This window comes from Sphingopyxis sp. USTB-05 (assembly GCF_023822045.1).
Classification (GTDB): Bacteria; Pseudomonadota; Alphaproteobacteria; order Sphingomonadales; family Sphingomonadaceae; genus Sphingopyxis.
The window spans coordinates 1,819,759-1,846,657 of record NZ_CP084712.1; the positions used below are offsets into that span (position 1 = coordinate 1,819,759).

At 64.2% G+C, this 26,899-nt stretch carries 25 protein-coding genes; 14 read left to right on the forward strand and 11 right to left on the reverse strand.

Features of this window, described 5'->3' with window-relative positions:
* Nucleotides 1–75 precede the first annotated feature (75 nt).
* From nagZ to tatC, 6 genes are read left to right on the forward strand one after another with little or no spacing between them, the layout of a single operon-like run.
* Nucleotides 76–1,083, forward strand: a complete 1,008-nt coding sequence (gene nagZ, locus KEC45_RS08185) for a beta-N-acetylhexosaminidase (protein ID WP_062180880.1) — start codon at nt 76–78, stop codon at nt 1,081–1,083.
* Nucleotides 1,084–1,089: 6 nt separating this feature from the next.
* Nucleotides 1,090–1,863 (forward strand): ScpA family protein, encoded by a 774-nt coding sequence (locus KEC45_RS08190; RefSeq protein ID WP_062180877.1) that lies wholly within the window; start codon nt 1,090–1,092, stop codon nt 1,861–1,863.
* Nucleotides 1,860–2,459, forward strand: a complete 600-nt coding sequence (gene scpB, locus KEC45_RS08195) for an SMC-Scp complex subunit ScpB (RefSeq protein ID WP_252171924.1) — start codon at nt 1,860–1,862, stop codon at nt 2,457–2,459. The genes KEC45_RS08190 and scpB overlap by 4 nt, the downstream gene beginning before the upstream one ends.
* A 25-nt stretch (nt 2,460–2,484) precedes the next feature.
* The gene (locus KEC45_RS08200) at nt 2,485–2,718 is read left to right on the forward strand and encodes a twin-arginine translocase TatA/TatE family subunit (RefSeq protein WP_062180870.1); all 234 of its coding nucleotides are present in this window, start codon (nt 2,485–2,487) and stop codon (nt 2,716–2,718) included.
* A gap of 29 nt (nt 2,719–2,747) precedes the next feature.
* Nucleotides 2,748–3,140, forward strand: coding sequence for a Sec-independent protein translocase protein TatB (gene tatB, locus KEC45_RS21955; protein WP_062180865.1), 393 nt, complete (start codon nt 2,748–2,750; stop codon nt 3,138–3,140).
* A 41-nt stretch (nt 3,141–3,181) separates the two neighbouring features.
* A complete protein-coding gene (gene tatC, locus KEC45_RS08210; protein WP_062183913.1) occupies nt 3,182–3,937 on the forward strand; it encodes a twin-arginine translocase subunit TatC in 756 nt (251 codons plus the stop codon).
* Nucleotides 3,938–3,952: 15 nt separating this feature from the next.
* Here tatC and KEC45_RS08215 read toward each other — a convergent pair whose 3' ends face one another.
* Together KEC45_RS08215 and mgtE are read right to left on the reverse strand one after the other, a co-directional pair.
* Entirely contained in the window at nt 3,953–4,081 is a 129-nt protein-coding gene (locus KEC45_RS08215; protein WP_062180862.1) for an entericidin A/B family lipoprotein, read from the reverse strand.
* 221 nt (nt 4,082–4,302) lie between these two features.
* Nucleotides 4,303–5,754 (reverse strand): magnesium transporter, encoded by a 1,452-nt coding sequence (gene mgtE, locus KEC45_RS08220; protein WP_152682358.1) that lies wholly within the window; start codon nt 5,752–5,754, stop codon nt 4,303–4,305.
* A 157-nt stretch (nt 5,755–5,911) separates the two neighbouring features.
* Between mgtE and KEC45_RS08225 the strand changes: the two genes are divergently transcribed.
* Nucleotides 5,912–6,358: a peptidylprolyl isomerase gene (locus tag KEC45_RS08225; protein ID WP_062180859.1), complete on the forward strand. Its 447-nt coding sequence runs from the start codon at nt 5,912–5,914 to the stop codon at nt 6,356–6,358.
* Nucleotides 6,359–6,452: 94 nt separating this feature from the next.
* Here KEC45_RS08225 and KEC45_RS08230 read toward each other — a convergent pair whose 3' ends face one another.
* The gene (locus tag KEC45_RS08230; RefSeq protein WP_252171925.1) at nt 6,453–7,586 is read right to left on the reverse strand and encodes a nitronate monooxygenase family protein; all 1,134 of its coding nucleotides are present in this window, start codon (nt 7,584–7,586) and stop codon (nt 6,453–6,455) included.
* 105 nt (nt 7,587–7,691) lie between these two features.
* On the opposite strand from KEC45_RS08230, the gene nadC reads away from it, so the two are divergent.
* The 3 genes from nadC (at nt 7,692) to KEC45_RS08245 (ending at nt 9,562) form a co-directional block, all read left to right on the forward strand.
* A complete protein-coding gene (gene nadC, locus KEC45_RS08235) occupies nt 7,692–8,540 on the forward strand; it encodes a carboxylating nicotinate-nucleotide diphosphorylase (RefSeq protein ID WP_062180854.1) in 849 nt (282 codons plus the stop codon).
* Nucleotides 8,527–9,243, forward strand: a complete 717-nt coding sequence (locus tag KEC45_RS08240) for a ribonuclease T(2) (RefSeq protein WP_062180851.1) — start codon at nt 8,527–8,529, stop codon at nt 9,241–9,243. The genes nadC and KEC45_RS08240 overlap by 14 nt, the downstream gene beginning before the upstream one ends.
* Nucleotides 9,244–9,337: 94 nt before the next feature.
* Nucleotides 9,338–9,562 (forward strand): hypothetical protein, encoded by a 225-nt coding sequence (locus KEC45_RS08245; protein WP_062180848.1) that lies wholly within the window; start codon nt 9,338–9,340, stop codon nt 9,560–9,562.
* 255 nt (nt 9,563–9,817) lie between these two features.
* Here KEC45_RS08245 and KEC45_RS08250 read toward each other — a convergent pair whose 3' ends face one another.
* The 3 genes from KEC45_RS08250 to gyrA all read right to left on the reverse strand — a co-directional run bounded on the left by KEC45_RS08250 (nt 9,818) and on the right by gyrA (nt 15,044).
* Entirely contained in the window at nt 9,818–11,893 is a 2,076-nt protein-coding gene (locus KEC45_RS08250) for an amidohydrolase family protein (RefSeq protein WP_062180844.1), read from the reverse strand.
* 161 nt (nt 11,894–12,054) lie between these two features.
* A complete protein-coding gene (locus KEC45_RS08255; RefSeq protein ID WP_062180841.1) occupies nt 12,055–12,366 on the reverse strand; it encodes a DUF952 domain-containing protein in 312 nt (103 codons plus the stop codon).
* Nucleotides 12,363–15,044, reverse strand: coding sequence for a DNA gyrase subunit A (gyrA, locus tag KEC45_RS08260; protein WP_238586724.1), 2,682 nt, complete (start codon nt 15,042–15,044; stop codon nt 12,363–12,365). Before gyrA ends, KEC45_RS08255 begins: the two co-directional genes overlap by 4 nt.
* A 305-nt stretch (nt 15,045–15,349) precedes the next feature.
* On the opposite strand from gyrA, the gene KEC45_RS08265 reads away from it, so the two are divergent.
* From KEC45_RS08265 to KEC45_RS08275, 3 genes are read left to right on the forward strand one after another with little or no spacing between them, the layout of a single operon-like run.
* Nucleotides 15,350–16,564, forward strand: coding sequence for a hypothetical protein (locus KEC45_RS08265; protein ID WP_062180835.1), 1,215 nt, complete (start codon nt 15,350–15,352; stop codon nt 16,562–16,564).
* A gap of 59 nt (nt 16,565–16,623) precedes the next feature.
* The gene (locus KEC45_RS08270; RefSeq protein WP_062183908.1) at nt 16,624–17,550 is read left to right on the forward strand and encodes a hypothetical protein; all 927 of its coding nucleotides are present in this window, start codon (nt 16,624–16,626) and stop codon (nt 17,548–17,550) included.
* The gene (locus KEC45_RS08275) at nt 17,547–18,917 is read left to right on the forward strand and encodes a sensor histidine kinase KdpD (protein WP_062180833.1); all 1,371 of its coding nucleotides are present in this window, start codon (nt 17,547–17,549) and stop codon (nt 18,915–18,917) included. The genes KEC45_RS08270 and KEC45_RS08275 overlap by 4 nt, the downstream gene beginning before the upstream one ends.
* 482 nt (nt 18,918–19,399) lie before the next feature.
* Here KEC45_RS08275 and KEC45_RS08280 read toward each other — a convergent pair whose 3' ends face one another.
* Nucleotides 19,400–20,683 carry a citrate synthase gene (locus KEC45_RS08280; RefSeq protein ID WP_062180830.1) on the reverse strand — a complete coding sequence of 428 codons (1,284 nt, stop codon included), beginning with the start codon at nt 20,681–20,683 and terminating at the stop codon, nt 19,400–19,402.
* Nucleotides 20,684–20,721: 38 nt separating this feature from the next.
* Nucleotides 20,722–22,188 (reverse strand): glutamate--tRNA ligase, encoded by a 1,467-nt coding sequence (gene gltX, locus KEC45_RS08285; RefSeq protein ID WP_062180827.1) that lies wholly within the window; start codon nt 22,186–22,188, stop codon nt 20,722–20,724.
* Nucleotides 22,189–22,246: 58 nt separating this feature from the next.
* Between gltX and KEC45_RS08290 the strand changes: the two genes are divergently transcribed.
* Nucleotides 22,247–24,406 carry a ComEC/Rec2 family competence protein gene (locus tag KEC45_RS08290; RefSeq protein ID WP_062180824.1) on the forward strand — a complete coding sequence of 720 codons (2,160 nt, stop codon included), beginning with the start codon at nt 22,247–22,249 and terminating at the stop codon, nt 24,404–24,406.
* On the opposite strand, the gene lexA is transcribed toward KEC45_RS08290, so the two are convergent.
* From lexA to moaC, 3 genes are all read right to left on the reverse strand, one after another.
* Nucleotides 24,360–25,043: a transcriptional repressor LexA gene (lexA, locus tag KEC45_RS08295; RefSeq protein ID WP_062180821.1), complete on the reverse strand. Its 684-nt coding sequence runs from the start codon at nt 25,041–25,043 to the stop codon at nt 24,360–24,362. The genes KEC45_RS08290 and lexA overlap by 47 nt on opposite strands.
* Before the next feature lie 65 nt (nt 25,044–25,108).
* A complete protein-coding gene (gene glp / locus KEC45_RS08300; RefSeq protein ID WP_252171926.1) occupies nt 25,109–26,299 on the reverse strand; it encodes a gephyrin-like molybdotransferase Glp in 1,191 nt (396 codons plus the stop codon).
* Nucleotides 26,296–26,769: a cyclic pyranopterin monophosphate synthase MoaC gene (moaC, locus tag KEC45_RS08305; RefSeq protein WP_062180815.1), complete on the reverse strand. Its 474-nt coding sequence runs from the start codon at nt 26,767–26,769 to the stop codon at nt 26,296–26,298. The genes glp and moaC overlap by 4 nt, the downstream gene beginning before the upstream one ends.
* Nucleotides 26,770–26,899 lie beyond the last annotated feature (130 nt).

Genomic DNA, 26,899 nt, shown 5'->3' on the forward strand with positions numbered 1-26,899 from the left:
CAAATCCGTCGCCATGGCATGATCGCAGCTTGGTCATCGTCTGAGGGGGCGGCGATCGATGGAGTTTGATGCACGATGATACCGGCAATTTTCGGCCTTTCGGGCCTGACCCTCACCGATGATGAACGCGCCTTCTTTCGCGACAGCGAACCCACGGGCTACATATTGTTCGGGCGCAATATCGAAAATCGTGAGCAGTTACGGCGCCTGACCGACGAGCTTCGCGATATTGACGGACGGGCCAATCTGCCGATCCTTATCGACCAAGAGGGTGGGCGCGTGGCGCGCATGCGAACGCCGGAATGGCCACTTTTCCCAAGCGGCGCAGCGTTCGACGCCCTCTATGACCGGGCACCCGCGAGCGCGATCGAGGCTGCGCGGCTGAACGCAATGGCGCTTGCTGCCATGTTGTCGGAGGTCGGCATCACCGTCGACTGCCTGCCCCTGCTCGACGTACGCCAGCCCGGCGCGAGCGATGTGATCGGCGACCGAGCACTTGGCAGCGAGCCGATGCGTGTTGCCGCGCTTGGCCGAGCGATCCTTGGCGGATTGCAGGCGGGCGGTGTAGTAGGCATCGTGAAGCATATCCCCGGCCATGGCCGCGCGCTGCTCGATACGCACGAAGCTTTGCCGACGGTCACCGCGGCCGACCGCGATCTGCAGACCGATCTGGCACCTTTTGCGGCGCTGCGCGATGCGGCAATGGCGATGACCTGTCATGTCATCTTCGAGGCCTGGGATCCCGATCGACCCGCGACGCTGTCGCCGGTGGTTATCGATAGCGTCATTCGCCAGCGGATCGGATTTCACGGGCTGTTGATGACCGACGATCTCGACATGAAGGCGCTATCGGGCGACGTTCCCTCTCGCGCCGCAAATGCGATCGCCGCGGGTTGCGACATCGCGCTCAACTGCTGGGCGAAAATGGACGATATGGTGGGGATCGCGAATGCGCTCGACCCGATCAGCACCGTGTCGCGCGCGCGCCTCGAAGGCGCGATGGACCGGATTTCGGGTGACAGCGACGGCCGCGAGTTCGCGACGCTCGTCGATCAGCGCGACGCGCTGCTGGCGACGGCCTGATCGCCGATGGACGAACTGCCGCTCGATTTCGAGATCGTACCGGCAGCGCCCGAGCGTGAAGACGCGCTCCAGCTTTCGTTCGAAAGCTGGGAAGGACCGCTCGATCTGCTGCTGACGCTCGCGCGCGGTCAGAAGGTCGATCTCAAGCAGATTTCGATCCTCGCACTCGTCGAGCAATATCTGACCTTCATCGCAGAGGCGCGTGAGCTGAAGCTTGAGGTTGCGGCCGATTATCTCGTGATGGCTGCCTGGCTCGCCTATCTTAAATCGGCGCTGTTGCTCCCCAAGGACCCGCTAGAGGACCCATCGCCCGATGAACTCGCACTGCGTCTTCAACTGCGCCTGCAACGGCTCGCGGCGATGCGCGATGCGGCGGCGCGGCTGCTTGCGCGCGACCGGATAGGCCGCGACGTTTTCCTGCGCTCGAAGCCAGAGGGACTGCGCGACATCAGGGTGCGACGCTGGGACGCCAGCCTTTATGATCTTCTTTCGGCCTATGGACAGGTCAAGCTGCGCTCCGAACCCGTCGTGCATATGGTCTCGCGGCGCCCGGTCGTCACGCTCGACGCCGCGCTCCATCATCTTCAGCGCCTGCTCGGCGTAAAGCTCGACTGGGCCGAGCTCTCCGATTTTCTGCCAGCGGATTATGACGGGCCGCTCCGCCGCTCGGCGATCGCGTCCAGCTTCGTCGCCGCACTCGAACTGGCACGTCAGGGCCGCGTCGACCTCAGGCAGGACGGTGCATTCGAACCCCTCTATCTGAAGGCCGCATCTTCATGACTCCAATCGACGATCTGGAACGTGCCATAGAGGCGATGCTGTTCGCTAGCGACGAACCGCTCCACGCACGCCAGGTCGCGGGGCGGCTCGGCGACGAAATGACCCCGGGCGAGGTTCGCGCGATCATTCAGACGATCGCTGCGCGTCATGCCGGAAGCGGGATCGAACTCGTCGAGCGGGGCGGCCACTGGCATTTCCAGACGCCGGCCGATCTGGCGCATCTGCTTCGCCGCGAACGCGACGACCCGCGCAAACTGTCGCGCGCCGCCGCCGAAGTGTTGGCCATCGTCGCCTATCACGAGCCCGTCAGCCGGGCCGAAATCGAAGCGATCCGCGGCGTGCAAACGTCGAAGGGTACGCTCGACGTGCTGATGGAAGCCGAATGGATCGCGCCGGCAGGGCGCCGAGAGGTTCCCGGGCGGCCGCTGATATACAAGACGACCGACGCGTTCCTGCAACATTTCGGCCTCACGAGCCGCAAGGACCTGCCGGGAATCGAGGATTTGCGCGCGGCGGGACTGCTCGACCCAGTCGATCTCGCTTTCGAGGAAGCGATGGGCGAACTGGACCTAGTAAAAGACGGCGAAGAGGCCTAGATGGGCCCTTCAAGGAGAATTTGAGATGGGTAGCTTCAGCATCTGGCACTGGCTCGTGGTCGGGATTCTCGTCCTGCTGCTGTTCGGCAAGGGCCGTTTTTCGGACATGATGGGCGATGTCGCCAAGGGCATCAAAAGCTTCAAGAAGGGCATGTCGGAAGACGACGCGCCGACCCCTGCACCCAAGCATATCGAGGGTCAACGCGCACCCGACGCCACGCCGATGCCGACGCCGACGGCCGAGCACGACAAGCTCTGATCGCCAGTCGCCGGCGGGGAATTTAAGCGATGTTCGATGTTGCGCCCACCGAGCTGCTGCTCGTCGTGGTGGTGGCCCTGGTGGTTATCGGCCCGAAGGATTTGCCCAAGGCGATGCGCTTTGTCGGCAAATGGATGGGGAAGGCGCGCGGCATGGCGCGGCATTTCCGTTCGGGCCTCGATACGATGATGCGCGAAGCCGAACTTGAAGAGCTTGAAAAGCAGTGGCGCGAACAGAATGAGGCGATCATGCGCGAATTTCCGCGGATCGACGACATAAACGCGTCACCGGCAACTCCTTCGACGACGCCAACCGAACCGGCGAACAGCGAAGCGCCGACCGAATCCGCGATCGATGAGGCCGCAGCCGCCAATCCGCCAGAAACCCATATAGTACCGCCAAAGGACGGCCCGCTACCGTGACTGGGGAGACTGGGTCCGACGAGGATGGCGCCGGCGGCAAGATGCCGCTGCTCGATCATCTGATCGAACTGCGTTCGCGCTTGCTGAAGTCGCTGCTCGCGATCGGCCTGGCCTTTGGCGTGTGCCTCTATTACGCCAAGCCGATTTTCGGCATCCTCGTCCAGCCGCTCGTCCGCGCGGGGCAGGGCAAGCTGATCTATACGCAGCTATTCGAGGCATTTTTCGTCGAGATCAAGGTCGCGCTATTTGCGGCGATGATGATCGCCTTCCCGGTGATCGCGAACCAGCTATGGAAATTCGTCGCGCCGGGGCTGTTCAAACAGGAAAAGCGCGCGCTGCTCCCCTTCCTGCTCGCGACCCCGATCCTGTTCGCGATCGGTGCCAGCTTTGCTTATTTCATCACCATCCCGATCGCGCTCAAATTCCTGCTTGGATATCAGGGCAACGTCGGCGGCATCACACAGGAAGCCCTGCCGTCGGTCGGCAATTATCTAAGCTTCACGATGCAGTTCATCATGGCGTTCGGCATCGCCTTCCTGCTGCCGATCCTTCTCATGCTGCTCGAGCGGTCGGGGCTGGTAACGCGCGAACAGCTCGTTTCGGCGCGCCGTTATATGATTGTCGCCGCCTTCGCGATCGCCGCGGTCTTTACGCCGCCCGATATCCTGAGCCAGCTATTGCTCGCCGTGCCCTTGGTGTTTCTGTACGAAATGTCGCTGTTGGCGATCTGGTTCACCCAGCGCCGACGCAAAACAGGCGCCGAAGAGGCGCCTGTCGAGCCTCTCGAAGAGGCTTAGGGTAAATTACTAAGATCAGTTGATGGCGTCGCTGCCAGCCTGACCGACCGACTCGATGTCGCGGCCAGCACCCTTCACCGTGTTGCAACCAGTGACCAGAAAGCTTGCCATCAGGGCGAGAAGGATTGCACGGAAGCTCGTCATTTTTCTACCTCTCAGGATTTTTGTGCAAAATGGCCCGGCACGCTTCGAGGGGGGGGAGGGAATGCGGGCCGGGCCAATGTTGCTGAGCAGCGCTGCGGGGGGGCGATGACCGCTGCTCGAAGGGGAAACGACCGATGCATCGAATAAGTTCCCGAAAAAAATCGCGCCGATGAACTTTTTTTCGAAAATTTTTGAATCGCTTGGATTTCAGAGGCTTGCCCTCAGAGTGTCGTCAATCCGCTGAGCACTGCGAGGCCGAGGAAGGCCAGAAAGCCCATGGAATCGGTTGTCATCGTAACGAAAATCGAGCTCGCGACGGCAGGATCCTGATCGAGCCGGTCGAGCAGCAGCGGGATAGCGACGCCCGCCACGCCGGCCACAAAGATATTCACGATCATCGCCGCAGCGATCACCATGCCGAGCTCTGGATTGCCGAACCACAGCGCGGTCGCGGTTCCCGCGATCAACGCGATCGTCCCGCCGTTGAGCAGCGCGATCTTCATTTCGCGCCAGATCGCGCGCCAGCTATTTGAATCGGTGAGCTGGTTCATGGCGAGCGCGCGCACCGTGACCGCAAGCGTTTGCGTCCCGGCGTTGCCCCCGACACCCGCGACGATCGGCATCAGCGCGGCGAGCGCGACCATATGCTCGATAGCACCGCCGAAAAATCCGACGATCGATGAAGCCAGCAGCGCAGTGCCGAGGTTGGCGATCAGCCAGCGGACGCGCGCGCTATATGTTTCGCGGATCGGCTCGTTGATGTCGCCGTCGCCGGCGCCCGACAGGCGCAATATGTCCTCGCCAGCCTCTTCCTGAATGATGTGGACGATGTCGTCGACCGTGATCATGCCGACGAGCCGTCCGCTCTTGTCGACGACCGCCGCGGAAATCAGCGCATATTTCTGGAAACGCAACGCAACTTCTTCCTGGTCCATATCGACCGGGATCAACGTTTGTTCGCGCTTCATCACATCGCTGATCGCGATGTCCCGCGGCGTGCGGAGGATCCAGCTCAACTGGCACGTGCCGACCGGCCTGTGCATCGGATCGACGACGAAAATTTCCCAGAAATCGCTGGCGAGGTCGGCGTCTTCGCGCAGCCGGTCGATTACGTCCCCGACGGTGACATGTTCGGGCACCGCGACGAGGTCGCGCTGCATCAAACGCCCGGCGGATTCTTCGGGGAAGGAAAGGGCGTCCTCGATCGCGGCGCGATCTTCGGGTTCCATCGCCTGGAGGACGGCTTGCTGTTCGTCCTCCTCCATGTCCTCGATGATCGCGACGGCGTCGTCGGTGTCGAGTTCGGATGCGAGTTCGGCGACCTGCTCGGGCGCGAGGAGGTCGATCAGCTCCTCGCGGACATAATCGTTCATCTCCGCCAGCACGTCAGCGGAGAGCATGTCGCCGAGGACCGCGGCCAGCATCGGCCGCTCGTCAGTTCGCGCAAGCTCGAAAAGGTCGGCGATGTCGGCGGGGTGCAGGCGGCCGACGCGCTCGCGTGCGGCTTCGCCTTCGCCGGCTTCGGCCAATTCGATCACGTCGCGAACGAACTCTGGCTTCAGCCGGTCGTCTTCGTCGAGTTCGGTCTCGGCTTCGCGCGGCGTCTGTTCGCGATCGCGGTCGTCGGTGATGACAACATCTTCCGGCGGCAGGGAATCTTCGCGTTTGTCCATCGCGCGGTCCTCCCTGGTCTCTTGCGGCGCCCGAGCCTTGCCCTAGTGCCGCCGCCCGCCGAAGGCAACGCCGCGAACGCCTTTTCGAGATTTAATGCGTGGCTTTGCCGGCTCGCGCGGCTATGGGACCGCCAACATAGACTGCAGGAGTTCTACCATGTCCGACACTCTCACCCTTTCGCTGTCGACCGGCGATGTCGTCATCCGCCTCCGCCCCGACCTTGCTCCGCAGCATGTCGAGCGCATCACCGGCCTCGCAAAGGACGGTTTCTACGACGGCGTCGTGTTCCACCGCGTCATCCCGGGCTTCATGGCGCAGGGCGGCGACCCGACGGGCACCGGCATGGGCGGCAGCGATCTGCCCGATCTGCCGCAGGAATTCAGCGGCGAACCGCACGTCCGCGGCGTCTGCTCGATGGCCCGTGCGCAGAACCCGAACAGCGCGAACAGCCAGTTCTTCATCTGCTTCGACGACGCGCGCTTCCTCGACAAGCAATATACTGTTTGGGGCGAAGTGATCGAAGGCATGGAAAATGTCGACGCGCTGCCCAAGGGCGAGCCGCCGCGCGAACCCGGCAAGATCGTCAAGGCGACCGTTTCCTGACCTGCGTCCCCGCGAAGGCGGGGATACAGAGCGTTCTCGAACGACGTTAGCGCCGATGGCTCTGGGCCCCCGCCTTCGCGGGGGTTCAGTGATGCTAGTCGCCGATGAAACAGTTCAGCCGCTCGCACGCGGCGATCCAGTCCTCCTTGAATTCCTGTACGACCTGTCCGGCGCCCATCGCTTCATTCATCAGTCCGACGCCCTGGCCGACCCAGTAGGTTGCGAGCGCCTTGGCGCCTTCGTGGCCGCCCTCGGACAATTTATCGACCTTGCGTAGCGCGGGTTCGCTGACCAGCGATTGCAGCGGCATCGGCAATGGTTTGGGCGCGCCTTCGGCCTCCCATGCATCGGTCCAGGGCGAGCGGAGCTGGCGCGACGGCTTTCCCGTGCGGCTTTTCGACCGCACCGTGTCGCGCGAAGACGCGGCGAGCATCTTTTCCTTCACAATCGGGTTGGTTTCCGCCTCGGCCGTCGTCAGCCAGACCGAACCGGTCCACGCGCCGTGCGCGCCCATCGCCATCGCGGCCGCCATCTGGCGCCCCGTGACGATGCCACCGGCGGCCAGGATCGGGGTGTTCGCCCCGACCGCTTCGACCGCCGCAGCGACTTCGGGGACGAGCACCATCGTCGCGACTTCGCCGCAATGGCCGCCAGCTTCGCCGCCAGCGACGACAAGGATGTCGACCCCCGCGCGGACTTGCGCCAGCGCATGATCGCGGGTGCCGACGAGCGCCGCAACCGGGACATCATGTCGCTTGCCAAGATCGAGCATCAACTGTGGAGGGACGCCGAGCGCGTTGGCGATCATCTTGATCGGGTGTCGAAAGGCGACTTCGAGCAGCGCCGCGGCGCCATCGTCGCTCATATTATCGCCGAGGCTGGTGCGCGCCGCGCCCGGCGACGCGAGATCGTCGTTGTCGACGCCGTGCTTTTCCAGCAGGCCCGCGACGAACGCCTTATGTTCGTCGGGGATCGCCGGTGCCTCGCGCTGGACTTCTCCCTTGCCCGCAAAGCTGTTGGGTACGATCAGGTCGACGCCATAGGGACGGCCGCCGATATGCGCATCGATCCACGCGAGTTCCTCCTCCAACCGCTCGGGCGGCAGCGAAGCGGCGCCAAATACGCCCATGCCGCCCGCTTTCGAGACGGCAACGACGACGTCGCGGCAGTGCGAGAAGGCGAGCAGGGGGAATTGGATGTCGAGCATCGCGCAGATGGGGGATTGCATGAGGACCTCTCCGATGTTGGCTAAAGTGCCGCGTAGCGTGCATGTCAGCGCCAGTTGACGTAAACGTCAAGTTGATTTGCTGGGCAGGCAGATTATCGCGGGTTCATGACCCAGTTCACGCTCCCCGATTTCGACCTCGATGCCTTTGTCCGCTCCACTCTGGCCGAGGATTTGGGGGCGGGGGGCGACATCACCTCGATGGCCACGATTCCTGCCGACGCGCGTTTCGGCGGAGTGATGGACAGCCGCGACGCGATCACCGTCGCGGGATTGCCGATCGCCGAGCGATTCTTTCGTGCGCTCGAACCGGCCATGGAGATCGAAATATTGGTCGCAGAAGGGTCCGAAGTTGCCGTCGGCAGCGATCTGATGCGCCTGTCGGGCAATGCACGCGCGATGCTGACCGCCGAACGGTCCGCGCTCAATACGGTGCAGCATCTGTCGGGGATCGCGACCATGACGCGGCAATATGTCGACGCGCTTGCCGGAACCGGCGCGACCCTGCTCGACACGCGCAAGACGATCCCGGGCCTGCGGGTGCTCGAGAAATATGCGACGCGCATGGGCGGGGCGAAGAATCACCGCATGGGCCTGTGGGACGCGGCGATGATCAAGGACAATCATGTCGCGGTCGCCGGGTCGGTCGAGGAAGCGGTGCGGCGCGCGGTCGCGGCGGGGATCGCGGATATCATTGTCGAAGTGGACCGCGTCGCGCAGGTCGAACCTGCGCTCGCCGCCGGTGCGACGCACCTGCTGCTCGACAATATGGACGTCGCGGAATTGCGCGAATGCGTCAATCTGGTCGGGGGCAAGGTGCCCACCGAGGCGTCGGGCGGTGTCCGGCTCGACACGATCGGCGCGATCGGTGAGACGGGGGTGACTTATGTGTCGGTCGGGCGGCTGACCCAGTCTGCGCCGGCAGCGGATATCGGGCTCGACTTTGCGCTGGCTTAGCGCCGCTGCGCTGGCGTTAGTGCCGGTCGCGGGGCAGGCGCAATCGCTGGCGTGCTCGGCCCCCGACCGGATAGCGGTGCCGCGCCTCGAACAGCCGAAACGCGGCGAGCCCGTCCGCAAGCCGGCGATCACCGGCTATCTGCTCGCCATGAGCTGGTCGCCGCAGCATTGCGCCGACGTACGCAATCCAAAGGACGCGCGCGACCGTTTCCAATGTTCGGGCGCGAACGGGCGTTTCGGCTGGGTATTGCACGGCTTATGGCCTGAAACCGACAATCCGGGGTATCCGCAGTGGTGCCGCCCGGCGAAGATCGTGCCCCAGCCGGTGTTGAGACAGCATATGTGCATGACGCCTTCGGCGCAGCTCCTCCAGCACGAGTGGGCAAAGCATGGGACATGCATGAGCCCGAATCCTGCCGCCTATTTTCGTTCGGCCGAACTATTGTTCCGCGCGGTGCGATTTCCCGACATGAAAGCGCTCGCTGCAAGGCCGCAGACAGCGGCAAGCATCCGCCGCGCCTTTGCCGCGGTTAATCCGGGCGTGAGCGCCCCAATGATCGCGGTCTCTATCGACCGACAAGGATGGCTCGACGAAGTGCGCTTATGCCTTGGCCCGCGCATGAAACCCGCGCGCTGCAAGCCCTTTCAAGCTGGCGCGAAGGATGCACGGCAGCTTCGCGTGCGTCCCATGTCGACACGTTAAAGCACGCGCGAAAAAGCGTGCCAGTGCGGGACGCCGCCGCGTTAACACTCTTTTAACCTTATCGACTCGTTAACATCGCCCTAGCTTTGGGTTCATGGACTCGGACAATCATATCAATATTCGAACGCGCGTTCGCGAATATGGTGCGCGCCGGTTGGTCATTGCGCGGTTGAATGCACCCGCGGACTGGCAGAGTGAATTGCGGACGGCGCTTGCCGCGCACCGCGAACCGGCGACGATCTTTTCGAACAATGATTTCCGCCTGTTTCTTCAAAGCTTCGCAATCTTCTTTACCGCGGCGATGATGTTTTTGATTTAGCCACGGCTTCGACCGGAGGCGGCCCGTTCGAAGTCGAAGTCGGTGAGTGTGTCGAAAAAGCGGGATCCCGGGTCAAGCCCGGGATGACGAACGGGGAACCGACCGCAAGTTGTCGATAGAGAGGTGCGCCCGAGCTTTCGCCAAGGTGCACTTAGGCAACGCTAGCGTCCGAACATCACCCCAACGCTACACCAATATTGCCGGTAGGCGGGACGCCCCCCGATCTCGCCGGGGGGCGTACGGACGGCCTGCTCTTTACTTTGGCCGACCGCTATACCCCGCCGCCTTGCGTAGCGCGTCGGCGTCCATGACATAGCCGTCGCTGACCACCGTCACGACGCGGCGGAGTGCGCCAAGGTCGGTCGAGGGGTCGCCGTCGACCAGCACCATATCGGCCTCTTTGCCCACCGCGATCGATCCCGTGCGCTTGTCGGCGCCGACGATGCGGGCAGGGATGATCGTCGCGCTCTGAATCGCCTCGGCAGGGGTGAAGCCGGCCTGGCGGTAGATTTCCAGTTCGCGGACCAATTCGATGCCCCAGCCGTCGGTGCCCGCGACGATCGGCACGCCCGCCTTGTGCAGCCGGCCAACCAGATCGACCATCTTCGCATAGCTTTTGCGATAATCGTCGCGCGTCAGCCCCTCGACCAGTGGATAACCGGCGGAGGTAAAGACCGAGCGTTCGATGACGGGCGAGATGATGCCCATATAGGGGGCGTAAGCGGGCTGGGCTTTGCCGCCGTCCTGCGTCAGCATGCCTTCGAAGATGACGATCGTCGGATCGACGATGGTGTGTTTCTTCGCCAGGTCGGCGACGAAGCCCTTCATCAGCGGGGCGTCGAGATCGACATCCTTGAAGAAGCGTGCCGGCCCCTCCATCCGCATCCGCGTGTTCGCCTTGTCGATCACCTCACGCGGCATGGATTCCATCACGACGAAATTAAGATGGGTGAGTTCGTCATAACCCGCCGCGACCGCCTCGCTCGGCTTCATGCCCGCCGGGACATGGCCGTGGACGTGAAGGCCGAGCTTGTGCGCCTCGGCGGCGGCGGGCGCGATCCAAGCCGGGTTCATCGAGGTGTAGAATTTGACGCCCCACAGACCAGCATCCTTGACGCGTCGCACGGCGGCGATCGCTTCTTCGGCGCTGCTGACGACTTCAGACCCTTGCGCTGCCAGCGGATCCTTTTTGTCGACGATGACCGAGATGAAGGGCTCGCCCATCAACAGGGTGCCGTCAGCGCGGCGCTTTGTCGCATCGACCGCGCGGTCGAAGGTCGTTCCCGGGCTGCGGAAGCTGGTGATGCCGTTCGCCATGTTCGACAGCACATCCCAGTCGTCGCCGATATGCAGGTGGCTGTCCCAGATGCCCGGCACCAGCGTCTTGCCGCTGCCGTCGATCCGCTGCGCACCCGCCGGCGCCTTCAGCGATCCTGCGGGGCCGATCGCGGCAATCTTGCCATCCTGCGCCAGCACGGCGCGGCCTGTCAGAAATTCCCCCTTGTCGGCGTCGAACAGCCGGACATTGTCGAACAAAACGGGGGCCTTGGCGGCGGGGGTCAGGAATCGTTTCGCGACCCCCGCAACAGCTTCGGCCGTTGCCTTTTCCTGCGTGTCGCGCAGTTGTTTGAGCGCGCCTTCATATCCCGCGGGAATGACCGAGATGAAACTGATGTCGGCAAAATAGCGCCTATTCTCGTCGAGCCAGACCAGATAGGGCGACGGTAAAATGCCGCTGACGAAAGCAAGCTGGACGGTCTTGGGACCGGTCGGGCCCTGGATCACCTGCGTCGGGCCAAAGGTCATGCGTCCTTTGCCGCTGGGCAGGAAATCGATCCCCGCGTCGCCCGCGGCCGCGAGCGCATCAATCAGAGGAGCGCTGGCGATGCCAACGCCGCCTGCGGGAATGTACCAGCCGCCGGCGGGTGCTTCGCCGCTATCGGTTGCGGTCTTCCAGCTCGCGCGGCCGTCCGCCACGCGATATTCCTCCGCAGCGTCGCCAGACATGGTGACACCGCGCACGGTGGTCGCGGCGATTGTCCCACCGGGCGCGAAGGTCGTGACCTGATCCATCTCGGTGATCCAGCCGCGCAGTTCCTGCGACCAGCGATAGGCGGTGCGGCCGTCGGGAAGCTGCCAGCGCCACTGGTCGCCATGTTTGCCGGCTTCGGACACGACGACATAGTGCGCCGCGTCGGCAGGCGGCTTCAGCAAGTCTTCCTTGGGGACGGGTTTCGATGCCGCCGCGGAAGCGGGAGCTGCGTCATGCGCGAAAGCGGGAACGGTGGCGGTCGAGGCCAGTAGGGCGGCAGTCAAAAGCAGGCGCATCATCGTCTCCCCTGTGCGCGGACGTTGGTAATGTTCGACAATGGGTGGGGAATTTCTGAGCGCGAAGCAAGATGCGACCAACACCGATCGAGCGTCGATGAAAGCCGGTCGCTGTAGGTGTCAGCCTATCCGTCTAACGGCCCCCGCCTGGGCAGGGGCGGCGGTTATTGGTCGCGCCTTTGCAGCCCCACCACCGCATGCATCGGCAATTCGGCATAGATATGCGGAAACAGGTCGCCGCCGCGCGCCGGTTCCCAGCGCACCTTGTCGCCAAGGCAGACGAGGTCCACCTCGGCGATCATCAGGCCGGTCTGTCCGGCGAAATATTTGGCAATCGTGGTTTCGAGCTGCTCCGCGGTCGACAGGTGGATATAGCCGTCGGCAATATCCACCGGTGCGCCGCGGAACACGCGTTCGCGCTCGAAATCGACCCATTGCTGCTGGGTCAGCACCTTGAAGGCCGTCGACGCGGTCATTCGGAGGGCGCCTCGCTCGGGGTTTCGGCTGCGGGCGCATCGCCTTCGCCGACATCCACGCCTTCGACCTCTTCCTCGTCGCTCTCTTCGATCAGCGCGGCTGAAACGACATGCTCGTCCTTCGCGACGTCGAACAGGCGCACGCCCGCCGAACCGCGGCCGATGACACGCATCGAATCGAGCCCCATGCGGATCAGCTTTGCCTGATCGGTCACCAGCATCAACTGATGTTCCTTGGTGGCCGGGAAGCTGGCCACGACAAGGCCGTTGCGCGCAATATTGTCGATATTGGTGATGCCCTGACCGCCGCGGCCCGTACGGCGATATTCATAGGCGGACGAAATCTTGCCGTAGCCATTGGCGCAAATGGTCAGGATAAACTCCTCACGCGACGCCAGTTCGGCCATGCGCTCACCATCGAGCGTCGGTTCGTTCTCATTGTCCTTCCACGGCGCGGCGCGGAGATAGGCTTCGCGTTCGTCGCTGGTGGTGCCGACCTTATGGAGGATCGACAGCGAGATGACCTCGTCGCCGTCGGCGAGCCTCATCCCGCGCACGCCGGTCGAATTGCGGCTCTGGAATTCGCGCACGTCGTCGCCGGCAAAGCGGATCGCCTTGCCCTGGCGCGTGGCGAGCAGAACATCGTCGCTTTCGTCGAGCAGCGCGACGCCGATCAGGCGGTCGTCTTCGTCCTCGCCTTCGAACTTCATGGCGATCTTGCCGTTCGAGGGTACGTTGGTGAAGGCGTCCATGCTGTTACGACGCACATTGCCCTTTGCAGTTGCAAACATGACGTGCAGCTTGCCCCATTCGCCTTCGTCCTCGGGCAGCGGGAGCACGGTCGAGATGGTTTCGCCCTGCGCCAGCGGCAGCAGGTTGATCATCGGGCGGCCGCGCGTCGCGGGCCCGCCCTCGGGCAGGCGCCACACTTTCATGCGGTATACCTTGCCTGCGGTCGAGAAGAAGAGCACCGGCGTATGCGTCGAGGTGACGAACAACTCGGTGACGACATCCTCGTCCTTCGTGGCCATGCCTGCGCGCCCCTTGCCGCCGCGGCGCTGGGCGCGGAAGGTGTCGAGCGGAGTGCGCTTGATATAGCCGTCGAGGGTAACGGTGACGACCATCTCTTCGCGCTCGATCAGATCCTCGTCGTCGATGCCGTCGGCAGCGGGGGCAACGAGCGTCCTGCGCGGGGTGGCAAATTCTTCGCGTACTGCGACGAGTTCCTCACGCATCACGCCATAAAGCTTGACGCGGTCGGCGAGGATCGAAAGCAGCTCCTCAATCTCGGTCGCCAACTCACCGAGTTCCTTGCCGATTTCGTCACGGCCGAGCGCAGTCAAGCGGTGGAGGCGAAGGTCGAGGATCGCCTTTACCTGCACTTCGGACAGGCGATAGGTCGCGGATTCTTCCATCTCGCCCTCGATCGCCTCGACGAGGCGGATGTAGGGGGCGATTTCACCGATCGGCCATTCGCGTGCGAGCAGAGCTTCGCGCGCCGCCGCGGGCGAGTTCGATCCGCGAATGATGCGGACGACTTCGTCGAGATTGCTGACCGCGACGACGAGGCCGAGCAAGATATGCGCGCGGTCGCGTGCTTTCGCGAGTTCGAATTTGCAGCGCCGCGTGATCACTTCCTCGCGGAACGTGATGAAGGCCGACAATATGTCCTTCAGGCCCAGCATTTCCGGGCGGCCGCTGCGGATTGCGAGCATGTTCGCGGGGAAGCTCGATTGCGCGGGCGTGTGACGCCACAGTTGGTTGAGCACGACTTCGGCGGTTGCGTCGCGCTTCAGTTCGACGACGACGCGCACGCCTTCACGGTTTGACTCGTCGCGGATGTCGGCGACGCCCTCGATGCGCTTGTCGCGCGCCGCCTCGGCGATTTTCTCGACGAGGCCCGATTTGCCAACCTGAAACGGAATCGACGTTAAAACAATCGATTGACGGTCATTCCTGCCTTCTTCGATGATATGCGTTGAGCGCATCATGATCGAACCGCGTCCGGTGGCATAGGCGTTGCGCGCGCCGCCCTGGCCGAGCATCATCGCACCGGTCGGGAAGTCGGGGCCGGGGACGATCGCCATCAACTCCTCGAGCGTGATGGCCGGGCCGCCTTCGAGCTGGCGATCGATCATCGCAAGCGTCGCGTCGACCACTTCGCCAAGGTTGTGCGGCGGAATGTTGGTCGCCATGCCGACCGCGATACCGCCCGCGCCGTTGACGAGCAGATTCGGGAAGCGCGCCGGGAGCACCGTCGGCTCATCGCGGCTCGCGTCGTAGTTTGGCTGGAAGTCGACCGTATCCTTGTCGAGGTCGTTCAGCAGCACCATCGCGGTCTTCGCGAGCCGCGCTTCGGTGTAACGCATCGACGCCGGCGGATCGGGGTCCATCGACCCGAAATTGCCCTGACCGTCGATCAGCGGCACGCGCAGCGACCAGTCCTGCGTCATGCGTGCAAGCGCGTCGTAGATCGCGCTGTCGCCGTGCGGGTGATAGTTACCCATCACGTCGCCGACGATCTTCGCCGACTTCTTGTACGGACGGCCCGGAACGAAGCCGCCTTCCTGCGCGGCATAGAGGATGCGGCGGTGCACCGGTTTCAGGCCGTCGCGCACGTCAGGCAGCGCACGGCTGACGATCACGCTCATCGCGTAATCGAGGTAACTGGTCTTCATTTCGTCGACGATATTGATCGGCGAAACGCCATCGTCGGACGGCGGAACAGGCGTATTTTCTTCGGTCAAGACCCGGCCTTTTTTCTGCTTATCGGGAGATGGATCGGGCCTAGCCCATGGGGGCGGTAAAGGCCAGCGATTCGGTAGTTTTCCGGGCAATTTTTTGCGCGCGAAAATGACCTGGAAAGTACCGGAAAACAGGGTGAAGGCGTGACGTCGCCGCGCGCATTTTCGGGGGCTTGCCAATCGCTTCACCGGCCCTAAAGCTGCGCATCGATGACCGCTGCTGAAAACCCGCGGCGCCAATGGCGCTGATTGCGCTGGTCGGCGCCAGCGAGACGCTGCCCGACGGGTCGCTTCGCGCGCTCGTCACCGTGGCGGGCGAAACGCTGATCGAGCGGCAGGCGGCGCGCCTTTCGGACGTCGGGGTGACACATATTGCCGTCGCGGTCGCCGCGGTCCCCGCCGAGCTTGTGGCAACTTGCGACCGTATCCGCCGCCGCGGCGTGAAGGTGACACCGGTGCGGTCGGCGGGCGACCTGGTGCCGCTGGTCGAAGCCGATGATCGGATTATCCTCGTCGCCGACGGCCTCCGCGCCGGGGGCACCCATTATGCGGCGATCGCCAAACCCGGCTCGCCCGCGATCCTCGTCACCGGCGACACGATGCTGACGCAGGGATTCGAGCGGATCGACGCGACGCGGCGATGGGGCGGGCTCGCATCAATCTCGCAGCCGATGGCCGCCGAGCTTGCAGCGATGCCGGGCGAGTGGGACATGATGCTCACGCTGCTGCGGCTCGCCGTGCAATCGGGTGCGCGGCGGCTCTATTGCGAGCCCGCGCTGTTCGAACAGGGGGAGATCGCGATTGTCACCGATCGCCCGACTGCGGCGCTGATCGAGCAGTCGAGCCTGCAGCAGGTCGAATATGGCGGCATGGGGCTCGGCCGATCGGCGATTATGATGCCGCTGATCCGGCTGGCAGGGCCGTTGCTCGTGAAATCGCCGATGACAGCGAAATATCTGCCTTGGGTCACCGGCCTGCTGTGGGTGATGGTCGCGCTACTCGCGGCGAGCGGGCTTGCCGCCGCCGGAGCGCTGGTCGCCATTTTCGGCGGACTGGGGCTTGCCGCGATGCGCTTCCTCTCTGCCTTTCGCGCGGAAAGCGCGGCGCAGGACCGTGCGCGCGATATCATCCGCATCTTTGCATGGGTACTGCTCGCGCTGTTCCCCTGGCTTCTATCGCTCGGCGGGCAGGGGCACAGCATGCCGCCGTTTTCGGAAGCCGCACTTGCACCGTGCCTTGCGGCAACGATCCTGCTCGCTCGCGCGCTTTACGAGGATTCCGGGGAACGCCGGCGGTTTCACTGGCTGCTGCCCGATGCCGATCAGGCGTGGATAATGCTCGCGCCGGCCTTGCTCTTTGGCTTTGCGCCACCGATGTTCGCAGTTCTCCCGCTGCTCGCGCTGTTCCAGATTCTGCTCTGGCTACGGCTCGCGCGGCGTCCGGAAACCCGTTAAAACTTATACGCTTGAAGGTTTAACGCCTATTAACGCTATGCTGTTATTGGCGGATGCGCATGAATGAATCCGTCTCCCCTCCCGGCATCGACACGCCGTCGCCGACGCTGTCGGCGCGTCTGCGCGAGTTGGCGGGTTATCTGGCGGCGCCCGCTGCCGGACGGTTGACCGAAGAGCAGCGCGCGCTTTCGCTGGGCATTGCGCGCCGACTGGTGATCGACGTCGCGGCTCGGCTCGATCCCGGAATCGATCCGGGCAGTCTGTGGGAAGATTGGCTGCGTGGCGGATTGCCGTGCGCAACACGGCTTGCCGGCATCTGTTTCGCGCGCGCCGAGGAGCATCGCTGGCGCGAGCAATCGGCGCTGCGGACGAGCCCACCTCCGATCCTGTCCGAGCCCGATCTTTCGAATGGCGAGGCGCCCGCGGTCGGCGCTCCGCTCTCCGATGTCGACCGCGCCTATCTTGCGCTGCAGATCGCCGACCGCCGCCGCTTCGACGCGCTGGGCAATCCCGCGCTCGCGCTGGCCGATGTCGATCGCGAAATTTTCCGCGCGCTGCTGCTCGATATCGCCGCCTGGCGGCTGTCTGAGTTGAGCGGCGACAAGCGGCGCGCCGCAGGCTTGGGCGAAGCGGTGCGGATCGCGACCGAACGACAGGCCGCCGAAACGGGAATGACGGAGGCCGGGCAGGCCTATTGCGAAATTCTGGGCACCGCATTGCCTGACGCGGCGGCGACGGCAATTGCGCGCCACAACTGGCCGACGCTGATCGCGCTCGCCGCATCGGCGCATCGCCGCACGTATGACGATATGGCGATGGCGCTGCTGACGGCGGAGAGCGCGACGCTGCCTTCGCTGCTCTCGCCCCTGCGCCTCGACCATGCAGCGATCGCACCGCTCGAAGCCTCACTGGCCATGCTGCCCGCGCGCGCGGTCGCCGACGCGGGGCATATGGAGTTTTCGGCGTCTGGAGCGACGCCGCGATGAGCGAACGCATCATCCGCGGGCGAGTCGATCGGGCAGGGGCTTTGATCAGCGCCGATACGCCGCTGCTCCGCCTGCAACAGCGCGCGGGCTCGGGCCTCGAAAAGCCGCTGGCGCTGCCACATCTCGCGCGGCTCGTCGCGCTGGCGCAACGGCTTCACCGCGACATCAGCCGGCCTCTTTACGCCGCCGACGATCACAGTGACATCCACGCGCTCGTTCGCATCGTGCCCGATGCCGACGGCGCGAGCCTGGAGATCAGCGACTGGCGCACGCGTCCCGTGACGCTGCCACAGGTGCCGGCGATCGCCGACGGCGCCGCCGTGCCGCAAAGTTGGACATGGGAATGCGATCCGCAACTGCGCTTGGTCGCATTGCGTGCCGGCTCGGATGCACCCGCCATCCCCGACGGCTGGGAGGGCCGCTCGCTCTCCGAGTTGTTCGAACTACAGCCTGACGAGGACGGGCGCTTTCCCGTGCTGCGAGGGTTGGCGCGGCAATCTCGCTTCGAAAGCCAGCGCGTGCACGCGGCGGGAATGGCGATGAACCTGTCGGGCGAAGCCCAGTTCGATGCCACTGGACGTTTCACCGGATTCCGTGGGCTTGCCGCGGTGGCCGAAGGCGAAGCTATCGTAGAGCCCAAAGCTGCCGGAACACTCGTCGACCCCGCGTTCGGATCGCTTCCGCTGTCCGATCCCCAATTCGGTCGCCGCATCGACGGCGCGCTGCGCGGGCCGCTCAGCCGCATTATCGCGACGGCTGAGACGATTTCGGGACAGTTCGACGGCCCCATTCGTGCCGATTATGCACGTTACGCGGGCGATATCGCGCATGCCGGACGACATCTGCTCGGCCTCGTCGACGACCTCGCCGATCTGCAGAATATCGAACGCCCTGGCTTCAAGGCGGCACGCGACGAAATCGATCTTGGCGATCTGGCGCGCCGTGCCGTCGGCTTGCTTGGCATGAAAGCCGAGGAAAAGGGCATTCGCATCGACGCACCGCGTACCGACGATCGCGCGCCCGCCACGGGTGAATTCCGCCGGGTGCTGCAGGTGCTGCTCAACCTGCTCGGCAATGCGATCCGCTATTCGCCTGAAAGTTCGCAAATCTGGATCCGCGTCGACCGCGAAGACGACCGCGCGATGGTCACTGTCGCCGATCAGGGGCAGGGGATCGACGCGGACCAGCAGGCGGTGGTGTTCGAAAAGTTCGAACGGCTGGGGCGTACCGACAGCGGCGGTTCGGGCCTTGGCCTCTACATCGCACGCCGACTCGCGCGTGCGATGGACGGTGACCTGACCGTCGACAGCGCCCCGGGGCAGGGTGCGCGTTTTACGCTGAGCCTGCCGGCGCGGGATGTCGCTTAGTCTGCTTTGTCGGTTTCGGGGTGGGGAGCTGTCGTTACCCTCTTTGGACATCGCCCGGCTGGATATTCCAAAGTTCAGGAAAGTTCAGCCCTATGAGCGCCCCCATTTGCAAGTCGGGGAGCGCTGGATGTGCGCGGCACGTCCGATCATGGTTGAACCCGCAAGCGAGGCAGCGACCGCATTCTGTTCACCGAATGAAAGAGCCGGATGAGGGCTGGCACAGCCGGATAATGTAGGAAAGGCCTATTTGAAGGCTATGTCTGTTTGGGGTGGGGAGTTTCCGCTGCTTCCCTATCTTTAGTCATCCCGGACTTGATCCGGGATCCCGCTTTTTTGCGCCTCGACCGGTTTCGACTTCAAGCGGCACCCCGGATCAAGTCCGGGGTGACGATATTGAGAAGTCAGCTATCGGTCGTTAACGGCCTCTGCGCAAAAAAAAGGGGCCGCGGAACGGCCCCTTTTCCTATTTTCGGTAGAAGCGTTTAGCGCTTGTCGACCGGAACGAACGGACGATGCGTCGGGCCGGTGTAGAGCTGGCGCGGGCGGCCGATCTTCTGCGCGGGGTCCGAGATCATTTCGTTCCACTGCGCGACCCAACCGACGGTGCGGGCCAGGGCGAAGAGCGCGGTGAACATCGTCGTCGGGAAGCCGATCGCCGACAGGATCACGCCCGAATAGAAATCGACGTTCGGGAAAAGCTTCTTCTCGACGAAATAGGGATCGTTGAGCGCCATTTCCTCGAGCTGAAGAGCGACTTCGAAGACCGGATCGTTGACCTTCAGCGCGTCGAACACTTCGCGCACGGTTTTTTGCATCACCGTCGCGCGCGGGTCGTAATTTTTGTAAACGCGGTGACCGAAGCCCATCAGGCGGAACGGATCGTCCTTGTCCTTTGCGCGCGCGATATATTCGGGAATGCGCTCCGGACGTCCAATTTCGCGCAGCATGTTGAGCGCCGCTTCGTTCGCGCCGCCGTGCGCGGGCCCCCACAGGCAGGCGATGCCCGCTGCGATGCACGCGAAGGGATTGGCGCCCGACGAACCGGCGAGGCGGACCGTCGAGGTCGACGCATTCTGCTCGTGATCGGCATGGAGGATGAAAATGCGGTCGAGCGCGCGCTCGACGGCAGGAACGACCTCATATTCCTCGGCGGGAACGCCGAAGGTCATGCGCAGGAAGTTGCCAGTGTAGCTCAGCTTGTTGTCGGGATAGACGAACGGCTGGCCGACCGAATATTTATACGCCATCGCGGCGATCGTCGGCATTTTCGCGATCAGGCGGTGGCTCGCGATCATCCGCTGGTGCGGATCGTGAATCTCAGTCGAGTCGTGATAGAAGGCGCTGAGTGCCCCGACCACGCCGCACATGACCGCCATCGGGTGCGCGTCGCGGCGGAAACCGCGATAGAAGGTCGCGAGCTGTTCGTGCAGCATCGTGTGGCGTGTGATCGTATTGTCGAAATCGGCCAGTTCCTGCGCGTTCGGCAGTTCACCGTTCAGCAGCAGGTAGCAGGTTTCCATGAAGCTCGAATGTTCGGCGAGGTCGCCGATCGCATAGCCGCGGTGCAGCAGGACGCCTTCGTCGCCGTCGATGTAGGTGATCTGCGATTCGCAGCTCGCGGTCGAGGTGAAGCCCGGATCATAGGTGAAAGCACCGGTCTGCGCATAGAATTTGCGGATGTCGACGACGTCCGGGCCAACGGTGCCCGACAGGACAGGGCTGTCGACAGTCTTGTCGCCCAGCGTGATTTTTGCGGTGTCGGTCATATTTTGTTCCCTGTACTGACGGCGGGGAGAGAGAGTGGCTACGCCCCTGCCGGATAATGTTGCGCTGCGTCAAGTCGCGCCAGACTCACATCGCGTCCGAGCAACAGCAGCACGTCGAAAATTCCCGGGGAAACGGTTCGGCCGGTTAGTGCAGCACGTAGGGGTTGCGCCAATTTTCCGAGCCCCAGTTCGGCGGCTTCGGCTTCGGCGCGCACGGCGGCATCCAGCTCTTCTGTCGTCCAATCGTTTAGCCCACGAAGTCGCTCCGTGACGGCAGCGAGCAGGCCTTCGGGCGCGGCCTTTAGCACCTCGGCGGCCTTTTCGTCCACCGGCAACGGATCGGGCTGGAACAGGAAAATTGCGCCATCGGCGATTTCGTCGAGCGTCTTGGCGCGCGGTTTCAGCGACTCCATCGCACGCGTCAACAAGTCGCGATCGGCGCCGTCGAGAGCGCGCCCGACAAGCTTCTCCACCCGCGGTGCAATCAGTTCGGCGAGCCGGGCATCATCGGCTTCGCGCAGATAGTGACCGTTGAGATTTTCGAGCTTTTTGAAATCGAAACGCGACGGTGAACGGCCGACATGGTCGAGGTCGAACCACTCGGTCGCCTGTTCGCGGCTTATGATCTCGTCGTCGCCATGTCCCCAGCCGAGGCGAAGCAGATAATTGTTCACCGCTTCGGGCAGATAGCCCATCTCGTCGCGATAGGCATCGACACCAAGCGCACCGTGGCGTTTCGACAGTTTCGCTCCGTCGGCGCCGTGGATCAGCGGGACATGCGCATAAACGGGCTCACGCCAGCCCATCGAGCGGATGAGCGCAAGTTGGCGGAACGCGTTGTTGAGATGGTCGTCGCCGCGGATGACGTGCGTCACGCCCATGTCGTTGTCGTCGACGACGACGCTCAGCATATAGGTCGGTGTGCCGTCGCTGCGCAGCAGGACGAAATCGTCGAGTTCGGCATTCTGGACGGTGACTTCGCCCTGAACCTTGTCGGCGATGGTCACCGCGCCCTCCTGCGGAGCACGCAGCCGGATCACATGCGGAACCGATGGGTCGCCATCATCACGGTCGCGCCAGGGGCTGCGGACGCGGAAGGGAAGCCGCTTTTCCTGCGCCTCGGCGCGCATCGACGCGAGTTCGTCCTGAGTCAGGTAGCAGCGATAGGCTTCGCCCTTTGCGAGCAGTTCGTTCGCGACTTCGGCGTGGCGCGGCGCACGCGCGAACTGGAACACGGTCTCGCCATCCCAGTCCAGATCGAGCCATTGCATCCCGTCGAGAATCGCGTCGATCGCGGCATCGGTCGAGCGTGCGCGGTCGGTGTCCTCGATGCGGAGCAGGAATTTACCGCCGTGATGGCGGGCAAACAGCCAGTTGAACAAGGCAGTACGGGCGCCGCCGATGTGCAGATAGCCGGTCGGCGATGGTGCAAAGCGCGTAACGACATCCGCTCCCGTCGCTTCGGGGGGCGTTGCTTCCACTTTGGTCTGGTTTTCGGTTGCCACTCCGGCCTCTTTCACTCAATTTGCCGCCTTCCGGGCGGGGATCGGGGGAGCCCCTAGCATGGCGACAAGGCTGCTTCAAACGCCCATTGCTGCTCGTTGGGCAACAATCTGGCACCGGACCGGCAACGCGCTGGAGGCACGGCTCGAAGTCGAACGCGAACGGATCGGGCTCTGGCTGCCGGTCGCGATGGGCGCCGGCATTGCAGCCTGGTTCGCCTTACCCGGCGAAGCACAATGGATCGGGTTCCTCTTGTCGCTTGCGGGTGGTTTGTGCGCGGGCCTCCTGATCGGCTGGGATAGCCGGTTCGGGCGGATGGTCGTGGTTGGATGCGGCGTGATGGCGGTGGGCATGTTGTTGATCTGGACGCGCGCCGTCTGGGTCGCGGCGCCGGTGCTCGCGGCGCCCGTGATGACTGAATTTTCCGCGATCGTCGAGCGGGCCGAGCCGCTGCCGGCCAAAGGGCAGATCCGTATTCTCGCATTGCCGCAGAAGCGCAGCGACCTGCCGCCGCGGGTGCGATTGACGCTAGGTAGCGAGCAGGCGGTGAGCCTCACCGACGGTGAAATGATCGGCGTCCGAGCGCGATTGATGCCGCCGCCTACGGCCAGCCTTCCCGGGGGCTATGATTTCGCGCAGCGCGCGTGGTTCGACAGGATCGGGGCCGTTGGGACTGTGCTCGGCGACATCTCTCGGACGTCGGCGTCCGGGCCGACTATGCCGCCGCTGCGTACGCGGCTCAGTGCGCATATACACGATCAGATCGAGGGTTCGTCCGGCGGCATTGCCGCCGCGCTGGTAACGGGCGACCGCGGCGCGATCAGCGAGGCGGATGAGGAGGCGATGCGGCGCAGCGGGTTGGCGCATCTCCTGTCGATCAGCGGGCTGCATGTGACCGCGGTCGTCGGATTTGCGATGTTCCTGACCCTGCGCCTGTTTGCGTTGAGCCGGCGGCTGGCGCTCGCCGGCTATGTCCTGCCCCTCGCCGCTGCTGCCGGGGCGCTGGCCGGCGGCGGCTATACATTGCTCGCAGGGGCGGAGGTGCCGACGCTGCGGTCGTTCATCGCCGCCTTGCTCGTGCTCGTGGCGTTCCTGATGGGACGCGAAGCGCTGACGCTGCGACTGGTTGCGGCGGGCGCGCTGATCGTGCTGGTCTGGCGCCCCGAATCGCTTGCGGGTCCAAGCTTTCAACTGAGCTTCGCGGCTATCACCGCGATCATTGCGCTGCATGAAAGCCGCCCGATGCGCGCATTTCTGGCACGCCGCGATGAACCGTGGCCTTTTCGAACCTTGCGCGCTGTCGCGGGGCTCTTGGTCACCGGACTGGTCGTCGAAGTCGCGCTGGCGCCGATTGCGTTGTTTCATTTCCATAAGGCGGGGGTTTATGGGGCCATGGCCAATGTGGTGGCTATTCCGCTCACGACCTTTGTCATCATGCCGTTCGAGGCGCTTGCGCTGCTGTTCGATTGCATCGGGCTTGGCGCGCCCTTGTGGTGGGTGACTGAGCAGGCGCTGCGCCTTCTGCTCGGGCTCGCGTATGTTGTCAGCGATGCACCCGGGGCCGTCGCTACCTTGCCAAGCTTTCCGCCCTGGGGTTTCGCGCTCGCGGTCTTTGGCGGGCTGTGGGTTTTGCTCTGGCAAACGGGCTGGCGCCGGGCAGGCTTCGTTCCGCTCGCGATCGGCGCGGCGACATTGCTCTTTCAGCCGCGCCCCGATCTGCTCGTCACCGGCGACGGCCGCCATATTGCCGCGGCGCTGCCCGATGGCAGCTATGCGCTGCTGCGCGACCGGTCGGGCGACTATATTCGCGACACGATGGCGGAAGCCGCAGGGACCGATATGCCGCTCGCGAGCCTGGCCGACCTCGATCATGTCGAATGCAATCGCGATTTCTGCCGCTGGAGCCAGGGGCAGGGGGCCGCGCGTCATGTCATTCTCGCCTCGCGCGGGCGCGACCGGATCGAGGGTGCAGATATGGCCGATGCCTGCGCCGCGGCCGATATCGTTATCAGTGACCGCTGGTTACCGCGCGAGTGCGCCGGGCGCTGGATGACAATCGATCGCGACAGTCTCGCTACCAGCGGCGGCCTTGCAATCTACCTCGGCAAGGTACCCGAAGCCGTCGCCACGCTTAAGGCGGGCGACGGCCATCCCTGGCGGCTGCCGCAGCAGCTTAGTGGTAACGACGAAGCAGTCCCGACAGGCGGCCCTGAACGATGACGCGTTCGGCGGGATAGCGCTGCGGTTCATAGGCCGCGTTCGCCGGGTCGAGACGGATCATCTGCCCCTCACGGCGGAAATATTTGAGCGTCGCATCCTGCCCGTCGACGAGCGCAACGACGATGTCACCTTCGCGCGCGGTGCTCGCTTTCTGGATCAGCGCATAGTCGCCGTCGAAAATCCCCGCTTCGACCATCGAGTCGCCCGATACTTCGAGTGCATAATGTTCGCCCGAGCCGAGCAGCGCGGCGGGAACGGCAAGGTTGTTGTGATCCTCGAACGCCTCGATCGGGACGCCTGCAGCAATCTTGCCGTGGAGCGGGATCTCGATAACGTCGTTCGCAGCGATCGGCTTGAGCGCCGGGGCTGGCTTGCGGAGCGGGACGATATTGTCGCGATCGTTACGCACGACAGGTTTCGCGGCTTCGGGCACCTTGAGCACTTCGAGAGCGCGGGCGCGATTTGGAAGACGGCGGAGAAATCCCCTTTCTTCCAAGGCGCTTATCAGTCGATGTATACCCGATTTCGATTTGAGGCCCAGCGCCTCCTTCATCTCCTCGAACGAGGGCGAGATGCCGCTCGAATCGAGGCGTTCCTGGATGAAGTGGAGCAGTTCATGCTGCTTCGCGGTCAACATCGGTCGTTCTCCATGATGCCAATTCCGGACATATTGAGAACGATAGTGGAACAAAGCGGAACTTGTCAAGCGATGACAAGATAATCCGCGATGTCGCCCACATTGCGTGGGGGCGCGCCGATATCGCGGATCAGCAGCGCGTTCGCCGAGGCAAGGGGCAGGGTGCGGCCGCTCTCCTGCCCGATCATTGGCGTCAGGCGACCGCTTTCGAGTCGCGCGCGAAGATAGTCGCGGCGCGTACCGCCTTCGGCGAGGGGAGCGGCTAACGGCGCCCGATGGACAGGCGGCAGAGGCGCGCCCGCGCCCGCAAGGTGGCGGACGAGAGGCAAGAGGAACAGCGTAGCCGTGACGAAGGCCGACGAGGGGTTGCCCGGCAGGCCGAGCAGGATTGCGTCGCCGAGCGTTCCGGCGATCAGCGGCTTGCCGGGACGCATCGCGATCTTCCAGAAATCGAGCTGCCCGCCGGCATCGTCCAGCGCGCCGCGTACATGGTCGTGATCGCCAACCGACGCACCGCCGACGGTCACGATGACGTCGTGACGTCGCGCCAACTCCTTGAGAATCTTCGCAAGGGTTTCGCGGTCGTCGCGGACGTGATGCGGAAGAACCATATCCTCGACCTCGCCCGCCAGCATCGCCGCGAGCATCACGCCGTTGCTGTCGGGGATCTGCCCTGGTGTCAACGGGCGTCCGGGCTGGACGAGTTCGTCGCCGGTGGTGAGGATCGCGACCCGCGCGCGCCGGCCCACCGCGAGTTCGCTCGCGCCGCTCATTGCCGCAGCAGCGATCGCGCCGGGGGTCAGGCGGGTACCTGCGGGGAGCAGGCAGTCGCCGGCTGCGAAATCGGCGGCTTGCGACCGGATATGGCGCCCGCGCGTGCCGGGGCCGTCACCGGTCAGCCGCAGAGTATCGCCTTCACGCGCGACATCTTCCTGAACGATCACCGTGTCGGCGCCGGCAGGAACCATCGCGCCGGTGAATATCCGCATCGCTTCGCCGGGCCCGACCGCCTGGTCGGGCGCAGCGCCCGCGGCGGTTTCCCCGATGACGGCCCACGGACCCGGAAGGTCGCCGAACCTGATCGCATAGCCGTCCATCGCCGATAGCGCTGCGGCGGGCTGATCGCGCTGGGCCGTCACATCACGCGAAAGATAGCGACCAAGCGACTCGGAAAAGGCGATATTTTCATCGCCAAGCGGTGCGCGCAACGCGAGCAGCCGGGCCTGCGCTTCCTCGACGGGAAGCAGCGCGCTCATTCGGCGCGCCAGTCGCCCGAGCGGCCCCCGCTCTTTTCGAGCAGGCGGATATCGCCGAGGACCATCGCGCGGTCGAGCGCCTTTGCCATGTCGTAGAGCGTGAGTAGCGCGACCGAGGCGGCGGTTAGCGCCTCCATCTCGACCCCCGTCGGGCCGTTCGTTTGAGCGACAGCTATGACTGCGATACCACTGTCTTCCCACGTAAAATCGACGCCGACCTTGGTCAGCGCGAGTGGGTGGCAAAGCGGGATCAGGTCGGCGGTGCGTTTCGCGGCCATGATCCCGGCGATCCGCGCGGTCGAGAGCACATCGCCTTTCGGAGCATTGCCGCTGCGGATCGCTTCGAGCGCCGCGGCAGACATTGCGATGCGCCCGCCGGCGACTGCGCGGCGCTGCGTTGCGGATTTTGCGCCGACATCGACCATGTGCGCGGCGCCCGTTTCGTCCAAGTGAGTCGGTTTGAGTGTCATCGCCTGGGATCGAAGCAATGCGGGGCGGGAAAGGCAAGGAGATAGCGCGGAGTTTGGACGGCCGATTGCGACCGGTTGCTGCCCTCCACATCCTCGTCACCCCGGACTTGATCCGGGGTGACGAGGATGT